Raw genomic sequence first — 23,946 nt, forward strand, 5'->3', positions numbered from 1 at the left:
CCCGGCCGGCGGGTTCAGCCGGCGGGTTCAGGCGATCCTCGGGACGCCGTAGGCGCTGCCCGGCTCAATGTGGACCGGGCGTATACGCCGGGTGAGCCGGTCCCGGCGGGACCTCAGGGTTCCGCGCCCTGACGCTTGGGTGCCGCTAGCCGGGCGCGGTGCGCGCGGACCCGTCCGCGGCTGGCGCACGACGGGGAGGGGCACCACCGGCGACGGCCGGCGGGGTCGGTGAACACGCCACGGCAGTCGTCTTCGGGGCACACCTTGAGCCCGGCCCGGTCCGTGCCGGTCAAGTGGTCCGCGGCCTGCCGCGCGATGCGGACGAGGGCTTCGCCGACGGTCTCCGGCGAGCTGCGGCGCAGGCGGTCGCCGCCGGTGAGTTCCACCGGGTCGTCGGCGGCGAGGAAGTCACCCAGCTCCGCGACCGCTCCGTCCGGCGGGGTACGGTCCTGGGCGGTGGCGAGGGCCAGGGCACGCAGGCACTCCCGCAGCTGCCAAGTGCGTTCCAGGTCGGCGTGTGTGGGCCTGCGGTGCGGCGCCAGCTCGCTCGTCCCGAGCCATTCCGCCAGCCGCTCCGCCGAGTCGAGGCGTTCGATCGGGTGGCTGCTGAACGTGCGGCCCCGCGTGGCAAGCAGGTTGAGCCAGGTGGCGCCACAGTCGAAGCGGAAGCTGTGCGGGGAGTCGACCATGCCCCGAGTGTAACGCCTCAGACGTTACGTCTGTTAGCGTCGTAACGCCCTGCCCGTTACGTACTGACGAGGAGGCCGACCATGGCCGATCCCGGACCTGCCGACCCCGAGCCTCTCTCCCAGCGGCTGACCGCTGCCGTTCTCGACCGGGAGGAGGGCTATCGGACGCTCGACACCCTCCAGGACCCCGCGACCCAGTCGCTCTTCCCCTGGTTGGAGGATGTGGCTCCGGGCTTTCCCGACTGGCTGATCACCGTCCTCTTCGGCGGTACCTATCAGCGCCCCGGACTCTCTCCGCGCGAGCGGCAGTTGGCGAACCTGGCGGCGCTCACCGCGCTCGGCGGCGTCGATCCGCAGCTGGCCGGGCAGGCCGTCACCTCGCTGCGGGTGGGCCTGACGCCCGAGGAGGTGGTCGAAGTCTTCGTCCATCTGGCGCCGTACGTCGGCGTTCCCAAGGCGCTGGCCGGCCTGCGGGTCGCCGCCGCGGCGCTGGAGGACGCGGCCCCGCGCGAAGCGAACCGGAGCGACCTCCGGTGAGTGAAAGGACGGACCACATGACGGGGCAGACGGTCAGGACCGTACTCGGCGACATCGCCCCCGGCGACCTGGGCGTCTGCGACGCCCACGACCACCTGTTCCTGCGAAGCCCGCGCCTCCCGGGCGAGGAGCTCGACGACACCGCAGCGGCACGGTGGGAGCTGGACTCCTTCGCGCAGGCCGGGGGGCAGGCCCTGGTGCAGTGGACGCCCTGGGGCATGGGACGGCAGCTGTCCGTCCTTCCCGCGCTCTCCCGCGCCAGTGGTGTCCACCTGATCGCGGCGACCGGCCTTCATCAGGCGAAACACTACGAAGGTGACTGGTTCCCGCACGGCGTCGACGAGTTGGCGGACCTCTTCACCCGGGAACTCACCCAGGGCCCGGTGAGAGCGGGCCTGATCAAGGTGGCCGGCGCCTTCCACCGCCTGGACGGGCACGCCCGCCGGACGATGGCCGCGGCGGCGGCCGCCCACCACGCCACCGGCGCACCGATCGGCGTCCACCTGGAGGGCGGCACCGCGGCCCTGGAAACCCTCCAACTCCTCTGTGCGGACCATGGCGTACCCGCCCACCGGGTGATCCTCGGCCACCTGCTCCGTTACCCCGACTCCGCCGTCCACTTGCGCGCCGCAGAAGCCGGGGCGTACCTGGCGTTCGACGGGCCGTCCCGGGCCCATCACGCCGGTGACCACCGACTGATGGAATGCGTGGCGGCACTCGCCGACGCCGGGCACGCCGACCGCGTGCTGATCGGCGGCGACACCGTGGTGGCATCGGCCCGCTCGTCGGCGGACGGACCAGGGATGCGTCACCTCCTGGAAGGGGTCAACCCCCGGATCGCCCAGGAAATCGGAAGCGACGTGGCCCACGCGATCTTCGTCGAGAACCCCTCCCGGGCCTACGCGGCACGCTGGCGGACCGCCGTGCGAGCGGCGTCGTAGACATTTCCCTCGGGGTCCTCGCCGCCGGGCGCGCGAACGGGGCGCCCGGGTCTGGCGGGTATCGGCTCTCCACAGCGATGGGGCTCGGCGCTAGTCGGCGGGTTCGGCGAAGTGGTCGAACTCGCCCGCCACGACGCCCTTGGTGAAGGCCACCCATTTCGTCCGGGTGGTCGTGACGATGTTGGTGGGGTCGCCGGTCTCGCGGAGGTAGACCAGTTCGTCCGGACCGAAGGCGATCTCGATCCAGGGGCCCGGCCCCTCCTCGCCTTCGGGGGCGGCGCGGACCCAGGTGAGGTCGGTGGGGATGCCGGGGGCGGGAGTGTCAGTCACGTGTGCGGCTCTCCTTGATCGTGCGTACGAGGGCGGCCCAGGCGGTGGGGGCGGTGCGGAGTATCGCTCCGGTGGGGTCGCCGGATTCGGTGAGTTCGACCGTGCCGGGTCCGGCTGCCGCCACGTGTATGCATGCCTCGCCCTGTGCGCAGTAGGACGACTTCTGCCAGATGCACGAAGACATCTCGGCTCCTTTCACAGGCCTCGGGCGACCTTGTGGATGAGTTCTCGGGACCGACCGATGTCCAGAGCCGCGGCGTCGAGGCGTTCGAGCAGCAGGCGGTACTGGGTCAGTTGGGCCTCCGCGTCGATGAAAACGGGGCCGTGTGACTGGTCGAGTTGCGCGGTATCGAGCGCGGGCACCGGTCCCCGCATGTAGTAGACGGACTGTCCTGAGCCCGGGTAGCAGGTGGCCTCGAAAGGGATTACGCGAATGGTCGTGCAGGGCAGTTCGCTCACCTTGAGAAGGTGCTGGAGCTGGTGCCGCGCGATGTCCGAACCGCCGAACTTCATGCGCAGGGCAGCCTCGTGGATGACGGCCCGGTAGGGGACGGGGGTCGTCCGGTAGAGCACTTCCTGTCGTTTGATGCGGTACGAGACGCGGTGCTCGATCTCCGGCGGCGACAACTCGGGAACGGCTTGCCGATAGATCTCCCGGGCGTGGTCAACGGTCTGGAGCAGCCCGGGAATGTGGATGCTGTGCGCCGCGTGCAGGCCGGTGCCGTGGTGTTCGATCTCGGCCAGGTCGAGCAGCTTGGGCGGCAGGATTTCCCGGTACTCCTCCCACCAGCCGCGCTTGCGGTCACCTGTCATGGCGACGAGCGCATCGACCAGCGCTTGATCAGTGCAGGAGTAGGTGTGGGCCGCGACCCGCACACGATCTGCGCTCACGCCGAAGCGTGCCACTTCTATGTTGCTGAGCTGCCCCGAGCTCGTGCCGAGAAGGTCGGCTGCCTGCGTCGTGGTCATCCCGGCGCGTTCCCGCAGTTTTCGCAGCTCGGCACCGAGCCGGGTGCGTCGCGCGGTAGGGGCGGCCCTGCCTGCCATCTCGAACTCTCCCTGGAATACGGCTGAGACGGTCGGTCACTCACACGAGTGGTTCAGTTCAAGGATTCCGGTCGATCGGTGAAAACAATCCTTGCACGAGTCTAGTCTCGGTCTCAGGCCACCCGCCCGGAAGTACCCCGCTCGACGGAGCGGCCTCGTCACCGGGCATCTCGAAGCACACCCTCCAACGTCCCTCCGTGAACGGAGACTTCCATGGTCGCTTCCACGGTATCCCCGCCCTGGGCATACACCCTCCAACTCCCGCAGGATCCCCGTGCCCCCGGCGTCGCCCGCGCCACCCTCCGTAACGTCCTGCGCGTGCACGGCATGCCCGAACTCACCGAAGTGGCCGAGCTGCTGGCCAGTGAGCTGGTCACCAACGCGTACCTGTACTCCTCGGGGCCGTACTCGCTCCGGCTGCGCGATGCCGGGCGCAGCCGCGTACGGATGAGCGTGTGGGACAGCGATCCGCACATCCCGGCACCGTTCCGGTGGGGCGGCCCCCAGGCGCCGGAGGAACTGGCCGAACGCTGGCGCGGGCTGTATCTCGTCACGCTCTACGCGGAGTGCTGGGGTGCGTACCCCATGCGCGGCGGCGGGCTGCCCGGGCAGGGCGGGAAGCTGCTCTGGGCGGAGTGCGCGGCGAAGGCGTAGCGGGCGGAGGTGTGGCGGGCGAAGGCGGCATATGGCTCGGGGCGCCACCGTGGTGCTCGGTGACGCCCCGATGTGCCTGGTGAACCGGTGTGGCCGTTACGTGCGCGGCGCCCTGCGCGTCAGGGCTGGATGCCGTCGTACTGGAGGACTCGGTAGGGCGTCTTTCCGTGGTTCACGGACTGCCACTGCGAGGCGATCAGGGTCAGGGACGATGCGCTCGCGCTGCCCGGGTGGATGTATCCGCCGTACAGGAATGGGAGTTGGGGCTTGCCCCAGTGGTGGGGCGGGAGGCCGTCGCCGACGATCTGGGGCTTGGGGGCAGTCCATACGGCGTCGGGGCGGGCGGCGGTGCGGGTGCAGATCGAGTAGTCGTCGACGTCGAAGTAGCTCATGCAGTACGTGCTACCGATCCGCTTCACGGAGAACTCCCCGATCTTGTTCCCGGACAGCATGATCGACGGGCCGACCGCCGTGGTCCACTGCCAACGGCCGTCCAGGAAGGCCCAGTTCTCCTGGGCGCCGAAGTTGCCCGCGCGGAACTCCTCTGGCCGGATGCGGAACAGCTGGATCGCCCCGCCGTCGGCGGTGTTCGCATGCGTGCCGTTCCAGCGCTTGGAGAAGATGTACAGCCAGCCGTCGGGGTCGATGCCCGCGAACGACCACATCCCGTACATGGACTGGTTCGAGCCCTGGGTGTCGCCGGCCCAGTGGTACGGGTAGTCCTGCCAGGTGACGCCGTAGTCGTCCGAGTACGCGACGCCCGACATCAGCGAACCGTCGTAACCGGCCGGGATGTTCTCCCACAGGGCCACGGACGTGTACTGGATGTAGGTCCGGCCGCCGAACTCGATGCAGTCGTTGGGGATGCGGGAGATCTCGAAGCCGTGCCCGTTGTCCGCCCAGTGCGCGTAGTCGAAGCACTGGTTGGCGGCGCCGCCGGTCGGCATCGCCCAGGAGAACGAGATCGGCGACGCGCCGGAGGCGTCGAAGCCCGCCTGGTTCAGGATCACCGGGGAGCCCAGGTACGGGTCGGCCTGGGCGATTCCGCCGAAGGCGTCGCCGAACACATAGCCCCAGGTGTTGTCGTGCTCCCGGTAGTACGGGATCGCCAGGTCCCCGGAGCCGAGCCCCTGCGCGCTCGCCGAGTCACCGGGCTGCTCGCACAGCGGGGCGCCGGTCTGGAGCAGCCGCGCGGACGGTTTCCCGGCTGCGTCGGCCGGTACGGACCGGTCGCTCGCGGCCGCCACGCCGGGGGCGGCCCCCAGCAGGCCGGCGCCCAGGGCGAAGCCCATGCCTGCCTTGAGCGCCGACCGGCGGGTGGCGGATCGATGCTCAGGCTGCGAGGGGGTGGGCATGTTCGGTCCTCCGTGTGGGTGGGATGAGAGCGGCGGGGAAGAGCGGCGGTCCGTGTCAGGCCTTGCGGAGGCGTCCGATGATGCCGTCCAGGTCGCGGAGGAACAGCGGTACGCGGAACTCGTGACTGCCGGGCTCCTCGTGCGCCTCGTACGGGATGCCGGCCCCGTCGAGGAGGCCGCGGAACTCCCGCTGGCCCTGGAGCACGTTGTCCTCGCTGACCTGGCTGAACCAGGGCACGGGCCGGCCGCCGGTGCCGGCGACCAGGAAGATCCGCTTGTTGCGGTAGCTCTCGATGCGCTCGACCGGGTTGTCGGCGCTGACCCGGGCCTCGTCCCACAGCGGAGCGCCGTAGACCGTGCCGCCCGCCAGGTCCGCGGCGGCGGAGGACACATTGGCCCAGTGCACGACCGCGCCGAGGTTGCGGCGCAGGCTGGCCGGGCCGGAGTGGGCGCTGACCGAGGCGAAGTGGCCGTAGTACTTCGCGGCGTACTTCAGCGCGCCGAAGCCGCCCATGGAGAACCCGGCGACGGCGCGGCCGTCGTATTCGGCGTACGTACGGAAGTTCGCGTCGATCCACGGGAGCAGCTGGGCGATGTGGAAGGTCTCCCAGTTCCGGGCACCCGTGTTGGAGGCGACCGGGTTGGAGTACCAGCCGGCATGGCCGCCGTCGGGCATCACGACGATGATCGGTTTCCCGGCGGTCCAGTCGCGGACACCCGCACGGTCGAACTCGATGAAGTCCGAGGTGAGACCGCCGCCGTGGAAGAGGTAGAGCACGGGGTAGGTGCGGCCGCTGGTGGCGTAGTCCTCGGGGAGCAGGACGTTGACGCCCGGGTTCCAGCCGATCGCGTCGGTCCGGAAGCGGTAGTACTTCAGGCGGCGGTCGCTCTCGTCACGGTCCACGATGCGCAGCCCGAAGCCGTCACCGGCCGCGCTCGCCGACGTGGCCGCCGCGAGGACGCCCCCGGTGCCGAGTGCCAGCGCGGCGGAGAGACCGCCCGCGGTCCTCAGGACGTTCCTACGGGTGGGGTGGTGCTGGCTCAACGCGGTCTCCTAGTTCTGGGTGATCCAGGTGCCCTTTTCGGCGGTCCAGTGGATGGTGGCCTTCTGGAATTTCTGTGCCTTGCCGCCGCCTGCTTCGTCGGTTTCGTCGGTGAGGGGGTAGCCGAGTGTGCCTTCGTGTCCGGCGGCGTGGAAGGCGTCGTAGATGGCGCCGTGGACGGTGTGTGCGCCGGTCTGGGGTGACCAGAGGAAGAGTCCTCGTTCGAAGAACTGGTAGCGGCCCTTGGTGCCGTCGGGTGCTTGTGCGGCGTCGGCCTCGTCGGTGGTGGGGAAGCCCCAGCGGCGTTCGGCGTCGGTGTCCCAGAACTTGGTCAGGATGTCCCCGTAGACGGCGTGGGCCTCGTCCGGGTGCCAGATGATGATCCCGTTCTGGAATTGCTGGAAGCGCCCGCCGAGCGAGGAGTCCCGTTCACCCGTGATCGGGCTGCCCAGCGGGCCGCCGGGGCCGCCCGTACTGTCGTACTTCGCCGCGATGGTGCCGTACGGGACCAGGTCGTCCAGGTTGTTGTAGCGGCGGGGCGTGAAGCCCCTGAGCCCGTCGCTCCAAACCCGCTCCTCGGCGACATGCCCGAAGTCGTACTCCTCGCGCACCACCGGCTGGGTGTGGGCGGGGTCCGCCCAGCGGAGGAACAGCGCCACGTGGTCCGTGCCGCCCGAGTCGCGCAGCAGGGCGTCACCCGGTTGCAGGTCGTTGGCGGGAACGTCGAAGGTGACGTCCCACAGGCCCCAGGTCGTCAGGGACGTACCGAGGTTCCAGGCCATCGACACATAGCCCGAGCAGTCCGGCCGGTAGCAGCCGAACTGGTTCTGATGGCAGCCGCTCTGGCTGTACGGGACCTGCTCGGCGATCCACGACCACGCCCGGTCCATCGCCTCGCCGCGGCCGATCGGCCCGCCCGGCTCCGAAGCACTGGCGGCCGGCGCCGTGCCGAACATGACGGCGAGGGCCGCCAGGGCCAGCGTCACCGCCCCGATCATGCGCCGAAGACTCAGTGGTGCGCGTGAGTTCATGACTGCCTCCCCCGTCAGCTCTCGGTGATCCAGGTGCCCTTTTCGGCGGTCCAGTGGATGGTGGCTTTCTGGAATTTCTGTGCCTTGCCGCCGCCTGCTTCGTCGGTTTCGTCGGTGAGGGGGTAGCCGAGTGTGCCTTCGTGTCCGGCGGCGTGGAAGGCGTCGTAGATGGCGCCGTGGACGGTGTGTGCGCCGGTCTGGGGTGACCAGAGGAAGAGTCCTCGTTCGAAGAACTGGTAGCGGCCCTTGGTGCCGTCGGGTGCTTGTGCGGCGTCGGCTTCGTCGGTGGTGGGGAAGCCCCAGCGGCGTTCGGCGTCGGTGTCCCAGAACTTGGTCAGGATGTCCCCGTAGACGGCGTGGGCCTCGTCCGGGTGCCAGATGACGATCCCGTTCTGGAAGAGCTGGAAGCGCCCGCCGAGTGAGGAGTCCTCCTCGGCGCGGACGGGCCATCCGAGCGGCCCGTCGTGGCCGCCCAGACCGGCGTACTTCGCGCCGATCGTGCCGTACGGCTGGAACGCCTCGCCCATCAGCTCCCGGGCGTAGCCCTCCGCCTGCGGGTAGCGCTCGGGGTACGCGGAACGCTGGACGGCCTGGGCCAGTTCGCCCGCGGTGTCCCAGTCGGGCTCCATCTGCTGGGCCACCTCGAAGAACTTGTTGGCCGCGAAGCCGACGTCGAGGCACTGGGCGGGTTCGCACCAGCCCATCGACGGGCGCTGCTGGAAGACGCCGAGCGAATCCCGGTCCCCGCACGCCAGGTTGTTCATCCGGGACTCGACCCAGCCCGTCTCGAAGCCGGCGAGCATCACCTTGTCGGACACGCCGCGGCGCTGCCCGACCTCGTACACCTTGCGGGTCACCGCGATGTCCCGGTCCGCCGGGATGTCGCAGAACAGCGCGGCCGGGGCGGAGTTGTCGAGGGGGCCCGGAACCTCGCCCGCGTTCTGCGCGAGGGCCGGGTTGCCGAGGCCGGTCGCGGCCACCATGGCCAGCAGGACCGCTGATCTCCACATCGCGCGTCGTCGTTCGGTCGAGCCACGCATCCGACTGCTCCTTCGCTTCGGAATGGCCGTGCGGGAAAGGGGAGTTGGGGGAGAGTGCGTTGCAGGTGCGCCGGTGTCAGAACCAGCTCTGGTACGGGGTGTCGTTGCACGGCCAGGTGCGGAAGCCCAGGGAGCTGTCGTCGATGCACCGCAGGGTCGCCTGGTTCTGGAAGCGGACGGTGCCGTCGGACCAGACCTTGATCCACCAGCTCTGCTCCGGGGTGGAGCCGCACGTGCCGACGGTGCGGAACCCGTTGTCGCTGTCCTCGATGCAGCGCCCCGTGTTCACGTTGCGCAGCTGGCGCGTTCCGTCCTCCCAGACCTTCACGTCCCACAGCTGCGGGTTGCTCCCGTTGCAGCTCCACGTGCGGAACCCGTCGTCGGTGTCGTCCATGCAACGGCCCGTGGCCTGATTGCGGAAGCTCTGGGTGGCGTCGGCGGCCCGCGCGGGGGACGCGGAGCCGTTCCCGGCGGCCAGGGCCGTGCCCGTCGGCACGGTCACGGACAGGGAGGCGAGGGCGAGGACCCCGCCGATCAGGAGCGAACGCGTGCCGCGCATGGGCTGTTTCCTCTTCCTTCCGGTGACTGTCGGGACCGCAAACTAGCCCTCGGGCTGCCGGGTACGACATCCGGAACGATCCGGAGTGACACCCCGCGACGCGAACGCCGACACTCAACGGACAGGCAGGGACGCGGGCACGGAGGTGGGCACGGAGGCGGGTACGGGGACGGGTGCGGGCGTGGGTACGGACGTGGATACGGGCTTGCCCGTGGGACGCGGGCAGTCGGGAACCCGGGGGTGATCCGCCGTACGCACGGCCGGCAGCCAGGCGGAGGCATCGGCGGCCGAGGGGGTGGACGCGGAGGCAGAAGCGGCGGACGCGGTGGTGGAGCGGGCCGGCAGGCGGACCCGGTACCACTCGGTGGAGCTGGCGTCCGACTCGTCGATGATGGGGATGCCCCGGGGGAGGCGGCAGTCGACCGCGAGGACGTCGCCGTGCCACACCCGTACCGGTACAACGTTGTCGACGGTGTACGGCTTGAGTGGGTCGATCGCCAGGCCGAGGCTGCACTGCGGGTTCCGGTCCGTACGTTCCCGGCACCCGTCGTCGGCGTTGAACACCCGCAGCCGTGCCGGTGGTTCGCCCTTCGCGCCCGAAGCGGCGTCGCCGACGGCGTGCGACCAGATCGTCGCGGCCACCGAGCACAACGCGACGGTCACCAGAGCGGTGCGGGATCTCCACCGCCGGCCTACCGGGCGGGGTGCCGTCGACCGTGCGGCGACGCGTGCCAGCAGGCTCTCGGCGCTGTGCGCGGCGCGCTCGGCGTGGGTCGGCGCGAGGCAGTCGGCGGCCAGCGCGCGCCAGAACGGTGGCAGCGCACTGTCGATCCGCAGCGGTGCGCGCCCGTCGGCGTACTCCTGTACCGCCGCGCCGCGTGCCACCGGGGTGGCGCCGGGGAACGGCGAGGCGCCGGACGCGAACGCCTCGTGGACCATGATGCCCAGGGCCCAGATGTCGGCGCTGGGCCGGACCTCCACGCCGTGCTCGCCCAGTGGGGCCTGCCAGCGCTCGGGCGGGAGGTAGTCCAGGGTGCCCATCGGTGGCGCGTACCCGTGGGTGCCGTGGGTGCCGGTCAGTTCGGTGGCGAGCCCGAAGTCCGACAGCTTGAGCGCGCCGTCGGCCATCAGCAGGATGTTCTCCGGCTTGAGGTCGCCGTGCACCCAGCCGCTGCCGTGCAGATGGGCCAGCCCTTCGCAGATCTCGGCGAACAGCCGGGCGACGTCCGCCTCCACGGCCCCTGCGGGCCCCGCGCCCCGTGCGGTTCCTGCGCCCCGTGCGGTCCCTGCGCCCCGTGTGGTCCCTGCGGCCGCTGCGGCCTTTGCGTCCCGTGCGGTCCCTGCGGCTCCCGCGCCCCGTGCGGTCCCCGTGACCCCGGCGGCCCCCGCGACCCGTGCGGCTCCTTCCGCGATCCCGGCGTCGAACAGGTCCCGCAGACTGCGCTCGGCCCGCTCCATCACCAGCACGATCGCACCGTCCAGGAACGCCCGGTCCGGATCACTGATCACGACGGAGTCCAGCAGGCGGATCAGCCTCGGATGGCCGGCCCGGCGGCCGAGCTCGACCTCCCGCCGGGCGGTCTCCGCGACCTTGCGGGCCTGGCGCGGCGCGAGCCCCGCGGTCGGCAGGAACTTGAGCGCGACCTCCACGGGTTGAGGTCCCGTCTCGGGTTGACGTGGTGGGCCGTCGACCGGGCGGCCCGCGTACACCGTCGCCCAGCCGCCGGAGGCGATCGGCTCGGTGACCTCCCAGCCGCCGACCCGGTAGCCGGGCGGGAGCAGTTCCGTACGGTCGTCGTCCACCTGCGGACTGTCGCCCATCCGCGGACTGTCGCCCACCTGCGGGCCGTCGCCCGTCCGCGGGCCGTCGCGCTCGGTGGGCTCCCGGCTCAACGGCCCGTCTCCCGCCCGTGGTTGCGTGCGGCGGCCCGGGGCGGCAGCAGCGCCAGATGCTCCTCCCGTACGAGTCCGAACCGCAACGCGATCCCGACCAGGGCCTCCCGCTTACCGTTGCGGCGCGCTCCGCCGGACCCCTGCTCGGGCGGGACGCTGATCCGCATCTTCTCCTCGGCGAGGTAGTCGATGTGCGAGCTGACCGCCCGCGCCTTCAGCCGGCCGCACGCGGCGTGCCCCTTGAGCCGTTCGACGATCTGCGGAGTGGTCGGCACGGCGACCGGCGACTCGTCGCGCAGCCGGGGTTCGCAGAGCGCGACCAGGATCAGGAAGTAGAGGGCCGTCTCGTCCAGCGAGTACGCCATGACGGTGCGGCTGCCCCACTGGCCCGCCGCGACGGCGGGGTCCGGGCAGGGGTCCAGATAGACGTGGTCGGGCGCGAAGACCTGGAAGGAGACGGTGGCGTCGCGGCGGGTGGGCAGCACGACCCGGGAGAACTCGAAGGGGATGGGCGCGCCGGCCCGCCGGGGCGGAACCCGCAGGTACTCTCCCGCGCCCTCCGGGTTCTCCACCAGGTAGCTCTGGGTCGTGCTGTGGTTGCTGAGCTGCCAGTGGTCGTCCGTCACCCGGATCTCGCCGGCCAGCCGGGAGATGGCCTCGTCGTCCAGGCGCAGTTCGACCGGGGTCGTCGTGGAGCCCCGTCCGAAGCGTGCTGTCTGTCCCGGGCCGAGCCGCAACGTCACGGGGTCACCGGACGGTGCCCCTCCGATGTCGTCGCTCCGCCGCGGCAGATAGACCACGATCCCGCTCAGTGCACCCACCTCGCCCCCGTGCCGGTGAACTTCCACACCGGCCGAACGTTACCCATCGAGGGGGGCCGTTCCCGTCCGGATTCTGGTCGTTTTCTGTCTGCCGCCGGACCGCCGCCCGACCGCCGCCGGCCATCGGCCGTGGCGCGGTGCCGCCCCCGGAGCGAGGGGCGTCGCGGCCCGCGCCGGGCGTCCAGCTTCGGGTTCTCGCGCCGGGAGAAGAGGGCGGGCCGGACGGGCTCCGCGGTCGGTCCGGCGCCGGGGAAGAAGTGTTCGATATGGGGCGAGACTTTGCCCGCTTTGGCGAACTGGCTCGATTTGGTGCATCGGCTGCCGCGTTGTTTACGGAGCGTCCAACACGTGGGGCCCGGATCGCATGGATCCGGGCCCTGTGTGTCGGGTGCGGCGGGAGGTGCGTCGCTTCCCGGGGGCTCGTCGTACGGCCCGTCCGATCAGGTCAGTTGCCGGCCTGCTTCATGGAGTTCACCGCGTCGGCGACCGAGCCCTGGTACAGGCCGAGCTTCGGGCTGCCCACCTTGACGTCCGGGCCGAGGTCGAAGTTCTGGGTGTCGGCGTTGGCCATGTGGTCGCCGTCGGCGAGCACGTTCATCTCGTTGACCCAGGTGACGCCGTTCTTGCCGCTCGGGTTGAGGTCGATCACCGCGATGGCGGCCGTCTTCGGCTTGACCGGGTACGCGGGCGCGCCGCCCAGGCCGCCCGGAACCGACGGCTTGATGTCCCCGCTGTGGTCCGAGGCCTTCGAGGCGCCCAGGCTGACCTGCGGGAAGTAGCTCAGGCCGCAGGAGTTGGCACCGGTGTTGTTGACCTCGATCACCTGCTGGGTGGACGAGCCCTCACGCGGGTAGACGCGCACCGACAGGTCCGAGCTCTTGCACGGGTGCTTGTAGGCGTAGCTGTCGCTGGTGTTGCCACCCGTCGCGCTGCTGCCACCGGTCGACCCGGACTTCGAGCTGTCCGTCTTCGTGGCGCCGGCGTTCTGCGCGGTGCCGCCGGTCTTCTTGGTGTCCGTGGTCGTCGCGTCGGTGGAGGGCTGGGAGGCGTCGGTCGAGGCGCCGGCCGAGGTGCTGTTGTCCGCCTTGCCGGCGGACTTCGTGCCGGTGTCGTCCCCGCCGCAGGCGGTGAGCGACAGGGCGAGCACGGCGGTGACGGTGGCGAGAGCGGCGGTGTGCTTGCGGCTGCGGAACGTACGCATGGAATTCTCCCAGGATGAGCATGAGGCAAGGCCCGGATCCTGCGGCGAACCGCTCTCTCTGACCTCTTGACAACATAAGCATCCTGTGGATCGCTCACGTTCCGCTGACGCCTCACTGACGTCCGGCTGACGTCCCCGAAGTGGCCTACGGGGAAATCGGCTGGTGCGTGGTCGGGCCGCCTGCGAGACTCCGCGCATGACTCATGGAATCGAGACCCACCCCGCCCGTTGAGCGCCCCGGAAGAGCGCACCGCGCTCCCTCCCGCCTCCCTGTACTCCCAGGCGCTGCGGCTTCTTCGCGCCGAGCCCGACGGCAGGCTCCCCGAAGGGGGATACGCGCTGCCGGGCCCGCCGGAGCGCCGCCCCCGGACCGGAACGTCCTGGAAATCGGCCTGCGCGGCGTTGACGGCGGTGCTGACCCCGCTTGTGTCCCGTACCGGTGCCAGCTCCGATGCCGACCCCGATGCCGTTGCCGATCCCGGCAACGATCCCGGCACCGACAACGATCCCGGCACCGGCACCGATCCCCGCTCCGATGCGCCCGGTGTGGCACAGGCCGCCGAAGAGATTCATCTCCGCCTCGTCGGACTGAGCATCCGGGGCGGACACGTCCGGTCCGTGGTGGCCCGGCTGCCGCTGCCGGACGAGGGCCGGGCGCGGGCGCTCGGCCGGTGCCTGACCCGTACGGGAACCAGCCCCATGGCGGTCTGCGTCGGCCTCGCCCTCCTGACCCGTCTCGGCGAACCGGAGGACGTCCCGTATCTCAGGGTCCTCGGCGGGCTCCGGGACCTCGCCGACCATGCCGTGCAGACGCTCGACCCCCTCGACGGCCCGGCCGCGGCTCTGGTGTGGCTCGGGCATCACGCCAGGGGCCCGGAGCTGCGCGGCCTGGTCGACGCCCTGGCCGCCGGCGAGGAGTCCTCCGTACCCGGACTGCTGGACGCGGTCCTGCGGAAGGTGAACGCGGTGCGGCCCGAGACCGCCCGCCGGGTCGCCGAGGCCGTCCGGCTCGCCGACCTCCTGCGGGAGGCCCGTCCAGGAGGAGCGGGGCTCGTGGCCGGGGCGGGACGGGTGCTGTGCCGGATGTCGAGCGTGAACGACTACCGGGCCGAGGTCCTGGCCTGCCCGGTGGCCGTCGGCCTCTTCGAAGCGTTCGCCGTACGTGCCGCCGACCTGCCACCCACTCTCGACCACCACGCACTCCTGCTGTCCGTCGCGCTCGAACTGCACAGTGGCCCGAGCCGCCTGCTGGAATGGGGGCCCGGCCGGCGCGAGGCGCTGCTGGACCGCCTGGAGTCCGTGCTGGGCCGACCGGAATGGCGGGCGCTCCTGGCCGGCGGATCCACGGGGAGCGGCGACTCGGCCGGGCAGCGGCGGCTGGGCTGGGCCCGGCGCACGGCCCGTCAGCCGTTCCGCCGCGATGCCGGAGGTACGGGCCCGGCGGGCCGGCTGAGGATCGAGGCCACCGTGCTCGACCCGGTGGATCCGGGCATCGTCGAGACCCGCATCCTGATCGACGGGCGCCCCCTGGTGCCGGCCGCCTTCGGCCGGGGCGGCGCGCACGCCCCCGAGTACCTGCTGGACAGCGGCCGCCTGCGGGCCACGGACGAACCACGGGAAGTGCAGCTCGCGGAGGCGTACTGCACCGAGGGCTGCTGCGGCGCGCTCCACGTCACCATCCGCCGGGACGGGGACCACGTCGTCTGGTCCGACTGGCGCCGCCCGTCCCCGCCGCCCTCCCTGCTGCCCGTGCGCGAGCTGCCCGAGTACCGCTTCGAGGCCGCCGCGTACGACGCGGAGATCGCGCGTGCCGAGAACGACCACGGGTGGACATGGCCGGCCCGCAGGACCGCGCGGCTCATCGCGGCGGGTCTGCGCGACCGGCCGGACCTGCTGACCCGCTGGAACGTCGAACAGGGCTGGATCGGCACCGACTTCAGGGACCGGGACCGCACGACCGTGAACCTCGCACACCGCGCGAGCCCGCCCACCGGCAGTGGCGCGGAGGACGGCAGTGGCGCGGAGGACGGCCGTCGGCAGCACCTCGTGTGGCACATCCCGGACGACGGAACCAGCCCCGAACACCGGGCCGCCGCGGCGTTGCGCCGACTCGCCGCCGAGGACCCGAGGACGTACGGCGGGGGCGGCGCCGGGCGGTCCGCCCGATCGTCCTGACGCCCCGTCGGTGCCCCCAATGACCCGTAACGGGCCGGTCGGTGGCAGTACGGGATAGGCCGGGTGTTCGACGTTGAGCCCGGCATTGGGTCCTGGGGCCCATGCCGGGTCGGCGGCGCTGTGGTCGCATACGGATACCGGGGGGAACTGTCGCTGCGCCCACTCACAAAGCTGGGGAGACTCGCCGTGTCTGGCATACGAGAACTAGCGGTACCGGGTGGTGCTGACATGAGCACCGCCGAGGTCCCTCCGGGCCGGCAGCCACTGTCGCGCCCCTTGCAGGCGGTACTGATTCTCGTCCGACTGCTCTTCGCCGTCACGGTCGTCGGCGCGCTCGACGCGCTGCTGCTGGCCGCGTCGGTCGATGCGGTGGACGGCCGGCTGATCGGCATGGTGCTGTACGCCTCGCTGCCCGGCATCACCGGGTTCGTGCTGTCGTTCCGGGTGCGGACCGGAGGTGTCTGGGTCTGGCGCGGGCTGCTGGCCGTGAGTGCCTGGCTCACGCTCGGAGCGCTGGCCACCCTGGGCGACGCGAACGGACAGGGCGTGGCCCAGCTGGTGCTGCCCGTCGTCCTGATCGTCCTGCTGCTCCGGTCCCGTTCGCGGGCCTGGTTCCGGCTCGCCGCCGAACAGCGCGCGGAGCACCGGCCGTTCAGCATCGTGCGGATGATCAAGCAGCGGCGTGCCGACACCGGTCAGACCGCGATGGAGTACCTGGGCATGATCCTCGTGGTCGTCGCCCTCATCGGCGGGCTCGTGGCCACGGGGATCGGCGGGCAGCTGACCGGCCGGATCCAGGACGCCATCTGCCAGCTGACCGGCGGCGGCTGCGCGCCCTCCAACGTCGAGGCCGGTAACGGCGGCCGGGGGAACGGCGGCGGCAGCGGTGGCGGTGGCGGCGGGTCCGAGGGCGCGACCGTGACCGGTGGAACCGGCGCCGGCACCGCGGGCTCGGACGCGACGGGCGGCAGCGGCTCCGGAGGCAGCGGGGCCGGCGGCACCGGTTCCGGAGGTAGTGGTTCCGGGGGCAGTGGCTCCGGCGGCGCGGGCGGCAGCGGATCCGGTGGGTCCGACGCCTCCGGCGGGACCGGCGGCACTGGTGGTTCAGAAGGAACCAGCGGTTCTTCCACAGGAGTCGACGCGGGTAGACAAACCCCCGGCACTCCCGGAGGCTCGGGCGGCGGCTTCCTCGACGGCATCGTCGGCGACGACGGTCTGCTGGGCGACGTCACCGGCGCCATCGACACGATCACGCACCCCGGCGACACCGCCAAGGACGTCGTCGACCAGTACGCACAGGTCGCGCACAAGGCCGGCGACAAGTGGGACAAGGGCCAGTACGTCGCCGCCGCCGCGGACATGACCAAGGGCTCCGGCGGCGGCGTGTTCACCGGGATGCCCGGATCCGGTACGCGGGTCGATTCGGCGGTGCGTGACGCGCGGCGGCAGTACCTCAACGACCGCATCCCGAAGGGCGGCAGCGCGGCCGGCCGCGCGTACTGGTGGAACGGACTGACGCAGGAGCAGCGCGATGAGTACCTGGAGCTCTCCCCGGACCAGATCGGCAGCCTCGACGGGATTCCGGTGGCGGACCGCGACAAGGCCAACCGCCGCAACCTGCCGGATCTGATCTCGAAGCTGGAGGGCAAGACCGACAAGACGTCGAAGGAGCAGCTGGCCGGGCTGCGGGAGATCGACCGGCAGCTGAAGGAGGGCAGTCAGCCCCCGATGTACCTCATCGGCATCAGCGACGAGGGCAACGGGCGGGCGATCGTCTCCTACGGCAACCCCGACACCTCGAAGAACGTGTCGGCCTACGTGCCGGGGCTGAACACCTCCCTCGACGAGGAGTTCGCGAAGAACGACCTCAAGCGCGCCCGTGACACCGCGATCGGAGCCCAGGGCTACGACCCGTCCAGCGCCTCGATCGTCTGGCTCGGCTACGACGCACCGCAGGCGCCGGACGGGCTGAGCAGCCTGGCGGTCGCGGGCACCGGCCGGGCCGAGAAGGGCGGCGCGGCGTACTACGACTTCATGGGCGGCATCGCGGCCACCAACCAGAACAAGGACCCGCACATCACGGCCATCGGGCACTCCTACGGCTCGCGCACCCTCGGTGCCGCGACCCAGAAGCTCGGGGGGATCCCGGGGGTGGACGACATCATCCTGGTCGGCAGTCCCGGGGTGGGCGTGGACCGGGCCGTGGACCTCGGGGTCGGTGCCGGGCACGTCTTCGTCGGCGCCGCGGCCAACGACCCGGTGACCAAGCTCCCGTCCAAGACGCAGGTCGTCGTGGGTGGGATCGGGATGATCCTGGGCGGTCCGGCCGGCTCCTACATCGCCGGCGACCTGGCCGACCCGGGCGACGACGACCTCTGGTTCGGCAAGGACCCGGCGAGCAAGGCCTTCGGGGCGACGCGCTTCCCGGTGGACCCGGGCAAGCCCATGAGCTTCGACTCGCACTCCAACTACTTCAACCCGGCACGGGACGCCGTGTCCGCCGACAGCATCGCGCTTATCGTGTCGGGACACTCCGACCGGCTCAAGATGGAGGAACAGCGATGAGGCGCAGGTTCCAGATCGTTGCGGTGACTCTGGCTGTCGGCTTCGCGCTGTCCGCCTGCGGCAGCGAGAATGCGCAGTCGGGTGCGAACACGAGCACCACGGCCACCAAGAGCGACAAGAGCACCGAGGGCACCAAGGGGAACGGCATGGACATGCAGGAGGCTGCCGACCGGGCCGACAGCATGCTCGACGCCGTGCTGAAGAAGATCGACCCCGAGGTGCAGTGGGCCCACGGCCAGACGACCAAGGGCAGCTGCGACGTGACGCGCAGGCGCACCGTGATGACCATCGTCTCCGCGGAACGGCGGCAGGGCTTCCTCGACCAGATCGAGCAGTTCTGGCGGGCGAGCGACTACCGCATCAAGGCGAAGAACGTCGACGAGCAGTTCCCGGCGGTCTACGCGGTGTCCAAGGACGGCTTCGGGATCAGCGTGAGCATCCGTGCCAAGGGGCAGGCCTTCTTCGAGGCGGACACCCCCTGTGTGAAGGAGTCGAAGGTCGCCGACTCCTCGTCCGAGCCGAACGGGCCGTCCTACAAGGGCGTCTACCCGCTCCCCAGCCCCAATGTGCGCTCCGGCTTCTGGTCGGCCGCAGCCTCCTGACGACCTGACGACCGACCCCGCCGACCTGTCGACCTGCCGACCTGCCGACCCGGCAGGTCGGCAGGTCGTTCGGTCACCCGGGCCGGCCGACCGGCCCCGCGCATCCGATGTATCCGGTGCGCCGGGGCGGGCGCCCGGTGCGCCGGTCCGGTGGTTCCGTGCGCCGGAAATGACGGCCCGGCACCCCCGGTGACCCGGAAGACTCGCACACACCGTCGAAACCGCCCATGAACGGGGCCCCGATGGGGGATGGTTGAGGGGTGCGGAAATTCTGGGTGTTCGGTGGCATCGGTGTCGGCGTGGCCATGTCCTTCGTGGCGTTGCTCGTCGTCGGTACGTACTCCGCCGCCGCCGGACTCGCGGGTTCCGGTGGCGGCGGAGCCGTTGCGCTGGCCAAGGGGGCCGTGCCCGCGAAGTACCAGCCGCTGGTGGAGAAGTGGGGCAACCTCTGCCCCGCCATCAACCCGGCCCTGCTGGCCGCCCAGCTCTACCAGGAGAGCGGGTGGAACCCCCGGGCCGAGAGTCCCGCGGCCGCGCAGGGCATCGCCCAGTTCATCCCCGGCACCTGGGCCGGCCACGGGATCGACGGGGACAAGGACGGCGACCGGGACGTCTGGGACCCCGCCGACGCCATCCCGTCCGCCGCCTCGTACGACTGCGAACTGGCCGGGTACGTGAAGAAGGTGCCGGGGGATCAGACGGACAACATGCTGGCCGCGTACAACGCCGGCGCGTACCGGGTGATCCGGTCCGGTGGTGTTCCGGACATTTCGGAGACCCAGAACTACGTCACCATCATCCGGTCCCTGGAGAAGAGCTTCGCCAGGCCGGTCGGGCGCGTACAGCCCTCTCAGCAGGCGGCCGGGGCGATCTACTTCGCGCAGAAGAAGCTCGGCACGCCGTATCTCTGGGGCGGCAACGGCACGCCCGAGCAGAACGGGCGGTTCGACTGTTCGGGCCTGACCCAGGCCGCGTACCGGACCGTGGACATCGAGCTGCCCCGGGTGGCGAACGATCAGTACAACGCCGGACCGCACCCCTCCCGGGACGAGCTGCTCCCGGGCGACCTCGTGTTCTTCTCCGACGACCTGACCAACTCGCGGGCCATCCACCACGTCGGGCTCTACGTCGGCGGCGGGTACATGATCAACGCCCCGTACACCGGGGCCGTGATCCGCTTCGACAAGATCGACACCCCCGACTACTTCGGTGCGACGCGCGTGACCAAGGACGGGGCCGCGGCCCTTCCGACGGCCCGGCCGGCGGCATGACGCAACGGCGGCGGTGGCCGGAACTCTCTGTGAAGCCTGGGCCCTGAGCTGCGACGATGAGTCACTCTTCGATAACGTCATGGTGATCATTCGGTGGAGAGTGGAACGCACGCTCGGGGGAGGTCGTTCCCTGAGGGGACCAGGACGACCGATTCGCGCAGTACCGGTCCACGCAGTACGGATCGGACGCAGTGCCGATCAGACACAGTGATCGAACCGACACGGGGGTTCGTCAAAGCGGTGCACACCGGTGTGCCCGCGGCAGCAGACAAGGCAAGGGGCCGCAGCAGATGGCTGGACTCGCACTGGATGGGTCGAACCCCGATGTCAGCCTGCTCTACGACATCAACGGGCTCGCGAAGTCCGCTCCCACCTGGTTCGACCGGGTCATGGAGTTCGTCGGTGAGTACGGAATCATGCTCGGCATGGTCCTCGTGGTCCTGTGGTGCTGGTGGAGTGTGCGCCGGCGCGGTACGGCCGACGACTCGGTGACGGCGGTCGCCGGCCTCGTCTGGGCGCCGCTCGCCGCCGGGATCGCGCTGCTGATCAACATCCCGATCCGCGGATTCGTGCACCGGCCCCGCCCGTTCAGGGACCACCAGGGGCTGGACGTCCTGGTGACGGGGAAGAACGACTTCTCCTTCGTCAGCGACCACGCCACGATGGCGATGGCACTGGCCGTCGGGATCTTCGTGGCCAACCGGAAGTTCGGCATCGCCGCCATCGCGCTCGCCCTCCTGGAGGGCTTCTGCCGGATCTACATGGGCGTCCACTACCCGACCGACGTCGTCGGCGGATTCGCCCTCGGTACCGCGGTCGCCCTGCTGCTCGCCCCTCTGGCGATGATGCTGCTGACCCCGCTGATGGCGGCGGTCTCGCGGACGGACCGGTTCGGCCGGCTCGTACGGTCGCGCCGGCCGGTGCCGGCGGCGGCGGCCGGGGAGCCGGCCGGGGCGTTCGGAATCCCCGAGCCGAGGCCGGGCACGTGCGGCGGCGACGGCGAGAAGGACCTCGCCGCGTAGGAGACCCCGTCCGCGCCCCCGGCTAGAGCGCCTGGGGGAAGGCGAAGAGGCGCTCCGGGTCGTACTGCTTCTTCAGATCGGCGAGGCGGTCGGCCGCCGAACCGTAGTAGGCCCGGCGCCAGTCGGTCAGCGCCGGGTCGGTGTAGTTCTGGTACGCAGCTCCGGACGCGTGCCGGCGCATCGCCGCGTGGGTGTTTTTCAGCCAGTCCTGCTGGGTGGTGCCCGCCGTGCCGGGGGTCCAGGAGGCGATGTACTGCGCGAGCACCCGCGAGCCCCGGTGGACGAAGGCCGTCGACTGCGGGGAGACCCGGTTGATCGCCCCGCCGAGCGCGGTGAGCGCGACGGAGCCGCCGCCCCCGGCCGCCGTCACCGGGATCCGGGTGAACGCCTCGGTCCGGTCGAGCAGGGCCTGCACTCCCGCCGGGGACAGCGAGCGGTCGTAGAAGTCGGACGCGGCGGCGTACGTCTCGCGCTGGAGGGTGCCTTGGGTGGTGCGGCCGGGTGTCGTCCCCGGCAGATGGCACTGCGCGTCGGTGATGCCCGAGCAGCCCGCGTACACGAGCATCGACTCCTGGTAGCTGCGGCGGCGCAGCGATACGGAGGAGGCCGGGGCACCGATCCGGTCGGCGAGGAGGTCGACGGCGTTCTGCAGGCCGCCGTACGTACCGAGGCTGAACGCGGCGACCGAAACGGTCGGGTCGGCGCCCCCGGGACCGCCGGCGAGGTGCGCAGAGGACCAGATCTCGTCGGGCTGGGCCGGGCCCCACTCCTGCCAGGCCGAGACGACCGACCGGGCACGTGACCACGGCCACGACATGTACGCGGTGACGGTCTGCGGGACCGGACGGGTGCGGAACGTCAGCCCGGTGACCACGCCGAAGTTGCCGTTGCCCGCGCCACGCAGCGCCCAGAAGAGGTCCGGGTGGTTCTCGGCGTCCACGGTCAGGGTCTTGCCGTCGGCCGTGACGAGGGTCGCCGCGGTCAGGCTGTCGCAGGTCAGACCGTACGCGCGGGAGGCGACGCCGTGGCCGCCGCCGAGGGTGAGGCCGGAGATGCCGACGGTGGGGCAGGAGCCGCCGGGGATCGTCAGACCGCTGCGGGCGAGTCCCTGGTAGACGTCGATGAGCTTGGCGCCCGCGCCGATCGTGCCGTCGCTCCCGACGCGGGAGAGCGACGAGACGTCGAGGACGAGGCGCCCGTTCCCGCTGGACCAGCCCGCGTACGAGTGTCCGCCGCTGCGGATGGAGACGGGGGTGCCCGTGCGGCGGGCGAAGGCCAGGCACTCGCGGATGTCCGCCTCGTGCCGCACATAGGCGACAGCCGCGGGCTTCAGGCCGTCGAACCGGGTGTTGTAGAGCTGACGGGCGGTCGGGTACGAGGCGTCCTGGGGCCGTATGAGGCTGCCGTCGAGGCTCTCGGCCAGGGCGGAGAAGTCCGCAGGCCCGGTGGGGGCGGACTTCGACGGAGCCGGCGAGGTGGGGGAGGCGTCCGTGCCGCCCGAGGTGCCGGAGCCGTCGGACGGGCCGGTGGTGCCGCCGGACGTGCCGCTGCAGGCGGTGGCGGTGACGCCGGTGAGTACCGCGGCGGCGCCCGCGGTGAGCAGGGTGCGCCGGGCGGGCAGGGGCGGCAGGTTCATCGGATCTCCGAGTCTTGGCGCTCATGGGCCGGCCGGCGGCGGGCGGGGGAGGCCGGGCGTGGGGGGATCGGCTGGAGAGGTCGGGGACAGCGAGATGGCGGAGAAGACAGAGAAGACAGAGAAGACAGAGAAGGCGGAGGGGAAGAGGGAGGAGCGGGAGGAGAGAAGTGGCGTCAGGGTGCCGCCAGGTGTTCCGCGGCGTCCGTACGTGCCCGGTCTCTGGACCGGCGGGCCGGGCCTGACCAGCCACAGGAGCAGCGCGCGGTGCAGAAGGAGCCGCGTTCCACGGTGGTGGACCGGTGCCCGGCGGACGCGGGAGTGGGGGCGGTCGGCGGGACCTCGTCGGTGCGTCGGTCATACACCCGTCCACGGTACTGGCCGCGGCCACCCGGCGGTGTGCCCGGTGGGGGCGGCGTGACGGGGGACACGGGCCGTCGTTATCCGGAACGGACGGGCCTCTCGGGCAGGCGTTACGCGTTGGGGGTTGGCAGGCGATGGTGGTGCAGCAGCACAGGTCCGGAGGCGGGGCGCGCGCTGTCTGCGCCCTTGCCGTGGTGGGCGTGATGGCGGCGACCGCCGGGTGCTCGGCAGGCGGTGGCGGTGACCGGGCCGTGGCCGACGAGCGGGGCGGGGCCGGCTCCCTCGACGCGGTCCGCCGCGCGGCCGCGGTGCTCGCGGGCACGGCGAGCGGGACGGGGACGGCGGCGGTGGCCGGCACCGCCCCGGACCCCGGCGCCGGCACCGTCGCCGGGACCGCCGAGGTGCGTACGTCGATGGAGACCGCGGCCGGCGGGACTCGGGTCACCATCCGGGGCCGGGGCACGTACGACTTCCGCACCCGGACCGGCCGGCTCACCGTCGTACTGCCCAAGGACGCCGCCGGTGAGGACGAGCACCGCCCCATCACCGAACTGCTGGCCCCGGGCGCGCTCTACATGAAGAACCGCGGCGCCGGAGTACCCGCCGACAAATGGGTCAGGGTGGACACGACGGCCCTGGAGGACGGCAACCTCGTCACCGGCGGGGTGACCGATCCGATGGCGGCCGCCGAACTGCTGCGCGGAGCGCGGCAGGTGACGTACGAGGGCAGGACCGAGCTCGCCGGGGTCACCGTGCGGCACTACCGGGGGACGGCGGACATCGGGCTGGCCGCGCGCGAGGCCGCGCCCGGGTCGCGCGGGGTGCTGGCCGCGGCAGCGAAAGGGTTCAGCGAGGACACGGTCCCGTTCGACGTGTACCTCGACGAGCAGGGGCGGCTGCGCAAGGTGCGCCACCGGTTCAGCTTCGCCAACGAGGGGCCGCCGGCGGAAGTGGTGTCGACCACACTGCTGTTCGGGTTCGGAGTGCCGGTCTCGGTGCGGCTGCCGGACGGCGGTGACATCTACACCGGGCAGATCCGGCAGCGGTAGGCGTGCGGCGCGGGGACGCGGGCGGTGACGTAGGCATGCCGGTGCCGGCGAAATGGTCCGTCCGTGCCATGCGGGGCGCATGGTCCGCTCCCTAAGCTTGCCGGGAGGGGCACCGGGATGTTGGC

General features: G+C 71.5%; 23 protein-coding genes. 9 read left to right on the forward strand and 14 right to left on the reverse strand.

Annotated elements, in window-relative coordinates; translation table 11 throughout:
* Nucleotides 1-113: 113 nt before the first annotated feature.
* Nucleotides 114-689, reverse strand: a complete 576-nt coding sequence (locus ACGF8B_RS17775; protein ID WP_392739336.1) for a CGNR zinc finger domain-containing protein — start codon at nucleotides 687-689, stop codon at nucleotides 114-116.
* 81 nt (nucleotides 690-770) lie between these two features.
* Here ACGF8B_RS17775 and ACGF8B_RS17780 point away from each other — a divergent pair, with 81 nt between their 5' ends.
* Both ACGF8B_RS17780 and ACGF8B_RS17785 read left to right on the forward strand, forming a co-directional pair.
* Nucleotides 771-1,226 carry a carboxymuconolactone decarboxylase family protein gene (locus tag ACGF8B_RS17780; RefSeq protein WP_392739338.1) on the forward strand — a complete coding sequence of 152 codons (456 nt, stop codon included), beginning with the start codon at nucleotides 771-773 and terminating at the stop codon, nucleotides 1,224-1,226.
* A 17-nt stretch (nucleotides 1,227-1,243) separates the two neighbouring features.
* Complete coding sequence (locus tag ACGF8B_RS17785; protein WP_392739340.1) at nucleotides 1,244-2,167, forward strand: phosphotriesterase; 924 nt, start codon at nucleotides 1,244-1,246, stop codon at nucleotides 2,165-2,167.
* Nucleotides 2,168-2,257: 90 nt separating this feature from the next.
* Here ACGF8B_RS17785 and ACGF8B_RS17790 read toward each other — a convergent pair whose 3' ends face one another.
* Genes ACGF8B_RS17790 through ACGF8B_RS17800 form a run of 3 tightly spaced genes read right to left on the reverse strand, consistent with a single transcriptional unit; the run spans nucleotide 2,258 to nucleotide 3,544 of the window.
* Nucleotides 2,258-2,497 carry a DUF397 domain-containing protein gene (locus ACGF8B_RS17790; protein WP_392739342.1) on the reverse strand — a complete coding sequence of 80 codons (240 nt, stop codon included), beginning with the start codon at nucleotides 2,495-2,497 and terminating at the stop codon, nucleotides 2,258-2,260.
* Nucleotides 2,490-2,681, reverse strand: coding sequence for a DUF397 domain-containing protein (locus ACGF8B_RS17795; protein WP_392739344.1), 192 nt, complete (start codon nucleotides 2,679-2,681; stop codon nucleotides 2,490-2,492). The genes ACGF8B_RS17790 and ACGF8B_RS17795 overlap by 8 nt, the downstream gene beginning before the upstream one ends.
* An 11-nt stretch (nucleotides 2,682-2,692) precedes the next feature.
* Nucleotides 2,693-3,544 (reverse strand): Scr1 family TA system antitoxin-like transcriptional regulator, encoded by an 852-nt coding sequence (locus ACGF8B_RS17800; protein WP_392739346.1) that lies wholly within the window; start codon nucleotides 3,542-3,544, stop codon nucleotides 2,693-2,695.
* A 213-nt stretch (nucleotides 3,545-3,757) separates the two neighbouring features.
* Here ACGF8B_RS17800 and ACGF8B_RS17805 point away from each other — a divergent pair, with 213 nt between their 5' ends.
* On the forward strand, nucleotides 3,758-4,198 hold the full coding sequence (locus tag ACGF8B_RS17805; protein ID WP_392739348.1) for an ATP-binding protein: 441 nt from the start codon (nucleotides 3,758-3,760) through the stop codon (nucleotides 4,196-4,198).
* 119 nt (nucleotides 4,199-4,317) lie between these two features.
* On the opposite strand, the gene ACGF8B_RS17810 is transcribed toward ACGF8B_RS17805, so the two are convergent.
* From ACGF8B_RS17810 to ACGF8B_RS17845, 8 genes are all read right to left on the reverse strand, one after another.
* Nucleotides 4,318-5,553 (reverse strand): DUF4185 domain-containing protein, encoded by a 1,236-nt coding sequence (locus tag ACGF8B_RS17810; RefSeq protein WP_392739350.1) that lies wholly within the window; start codon nucleotides 5,551-5,553, stop codon nucleotides 4,318-4,320.
* Nucleotides 5,554-5,608: 55 nt separating this feature from the next.
* Nucleotides 5,609-6,598: an alpha/beta hydrolase gene (locus ACGF8B_RS17815; protein ID WP_392739352.1), complete on the reverse strand. Its 990-nt coding sequence runs from the start codon at nucleotides 6,596-6,598 to the stop codon at nucleotides 5,609-5,611.
* 9 nt (nucleotides 6,599-6,607) lie between these two features.
* A complete protein-coding gene (locus ACGF8B_RS17820) occupies nucleotides 6,608-7,594 on the reverse strand; it encodes a hypothetical protein (RefSeq protein WP_392740106.1) in 987 nt (328 codons plus the stop codon).
* Between the two features lie 47 nt (nucleotides 7,595-7,641).
* Nucleotides 7,642-8,667 carry an LGFP repeat-containing protein gene (locus ACGF8B_RS17825; protein WP_392739354.1) on the reverse strand — a complete coding sequence of 342 codons (1,026 nt, stop codon included), beginning with the start codon at nucleotides 8,665-8,667 and terminating at the stop codon, nucleotides 7,642-7,644.
* Between the two features lie 76 nt (nucleotides 8,668-8,743).
* On the reverse strand, nucleotides 8,744-9,226 hold the full coding sequence (locus tag ACGF8B_RS17830) for an RICIN domain-containing protein (RefSeq protein WP_392739356.1): 483 nt from the start codon (nucleotides 9,224-9,226) through the stop codon (nucleotides 8,744-8,746).
* A gap of 114 nt (nucleotides 9,227-9,340) precedes the next feature.
* Nucleotides 9,341-11,047 carry a serine/threonine-protein kinase gene (locus ACGF8B_RS17835; protein ID WP_392739358.1) on the reverse strand — a complete coding sequence of 569 codons (1,707 nt, stop codon included), beginning with the start codon at nucleotides 11,045-11,047 and terminating at the stop codon, nucleotides 9,341-9,343.
* 68 nt (nucleotides 11,048-11,115) lie between these two features.
* Nucleotides 11,116-11,931 (reverse strand): serine/threonine protein kinase, encoded by an 816-nt coding sequence (locus ACGF8B_RS17840; RefSeq protein ID WP_392740108.1) that lies wholly within the window; start codon nucleotides 11,929-11,931, stop codon nucleotides 11,116-11,118.
* Between the two features lie 454 nt (nucleotides 11,932-12,385).
* The gene (locus ACGF8B_RS17845) at nucleotides 12,386-13,141 is read right to left on the reverse strand and encodes a DUF4232 domain-containing protein (RefSeq protein WP_392739361.1); all 756 of its coding nucleotides are present in this window, start codon (nucleotides 13,139-13,141) and stop codon (nucleotides 12,386-12,388) included.
* 228 nt (nucleotides 13,142-13,369) lie between these two features.
* Here ACGF8B_RS17845 and ACGF8B_RS17850 point away from each other — a divergent pair, with 228 nt between their 5' ends.
* The 5 genes from ACGF8B_RS17850 to ACGF8B_RS17870 all read left to right on the forward strand — a co-directional run bounded on the left by ACGF8B_RS17850 (nucleotide 13,370) and on the right by ACGF8B_RS17870 (nucleotide 20,776).
* Entirely contained in the window at nucleotides 13,370-15,316 is a 1,947-nt protein-coding gene (locus ACGF8B_RS17850; protein WP_392739363.1) for a hypothetical protein, read from the forward strand.
* Between the two features lie 228 nt (nucleotides 15,317-15,544).
* On the forward strand, nucleotides 15,545-17,881 hold the full coding sequence (locus tag ACGF8B_RS17855) for an alpha/beta hydrolase (protein ID WP_392739365.1): 2,337 nt from the start codon (nucleotides 15,545-15,547) through the stop codon (nucleotides 17,879-17,881).
* Nucleotides 17,878-18,483 carry a hypothetical protein gene (locus tag ACGF8B_RS17860; protein WP_392739367.1) on the forward strand — a complete coding sequence of 202 codons (606 nt, stop codon included), beginning with the start codon at nucleotides 17,878-17,880 and terminating at the stop codon, nucleotides 18,481-18,483. The genes ACGF8B_RS17855 and ACGF8B_RS17860 overlap by 4 nt, the downstream gene beginning before the upstream one ends.
* A 275-nt stretch (nucleotides 18,484-18,758) precedes the next feature.
* On the forward strand, nucleotides 18,759-19,754 hold the full coding sequence (locus ACGF8B_RS17865; RefSeq protein ID WP_392740111.1) for an NlpC/P60 family protein: 996 nt from the start codon (nucleotides 18,759-18,761) through the stop codon (nucleotides 19,752-19,754).
* A 290-nt stretch (nucleotides 19,755-20,044) separates the two neighbouring features.
* On the forward strand, nucleotides 20,045-20,776 hold the full coding sequence (locus ACGF8B_RS17870) for a phosphatase PAP2 family protein (RefSeq protein ID WP_392739369.1): 732 nt from the start codon (nucleotides 20,045-20,047) through the stop codon (nucleotides 20,774-20,776).
* A gap of 22 nt (nucleotides 20,777-20,798) precedes the next feature.
* On the opposite strand, the gene ACGF8B_RS17875 is transcribed toward ACGF8B_RS17870, so the two are convergent.
* Nucleotides 20,799-22,412, reverse strand: a complete 1,614-nt coding sequence (locus ACGF8B_RS17875; protein ID WP_392739371.1) for an FAD-binding oxidoreductase — start codon at nucleotides 22,410-22,412, stop codon at nucleotides 20,799-20,801.
* A 173-nt stretch (nucleotides 22,413-22,585) separates the two neighbouring features.
* Entirely contained in the window at nucleotides 22,586-22,774 is a 189-nt protein-coding gene (locus ACGF8B_RS17880; protein ID WP_384759760.1) for a hypothetical protein, read from the reverse strand.
* A 132-nt stretch (nucleotides 22,775-22,906) separates the two neighbouring features.
* Here ACGF8B_RS17880 and ACGF8B_RS17885 point away from each other — a divergent pair, with 132 nt between their 5' ends.
* Entirely contained in the window at nucleotides 22,907-23,821 is a 915-nt protein-coding gene (locus ACGF8B_RS17885; RefSeq protein ID WP_392739373.1) for a hypothetical protein, read from the forward strand.
* The last annotated feature ends 125 nt before the right edge of the window (nucleotides 23,822-23,946 follow it).

This window comes from Streptomyces sp. NPDC047917, from assembly GCF_043204345.1.
Taxonomy (GTDB): Bacteria; Actinomycetota; Actinomycetes; order Streptomycetales; family Streptomycetaceae; genus Streptomyces; species Streptomyces sanglieri.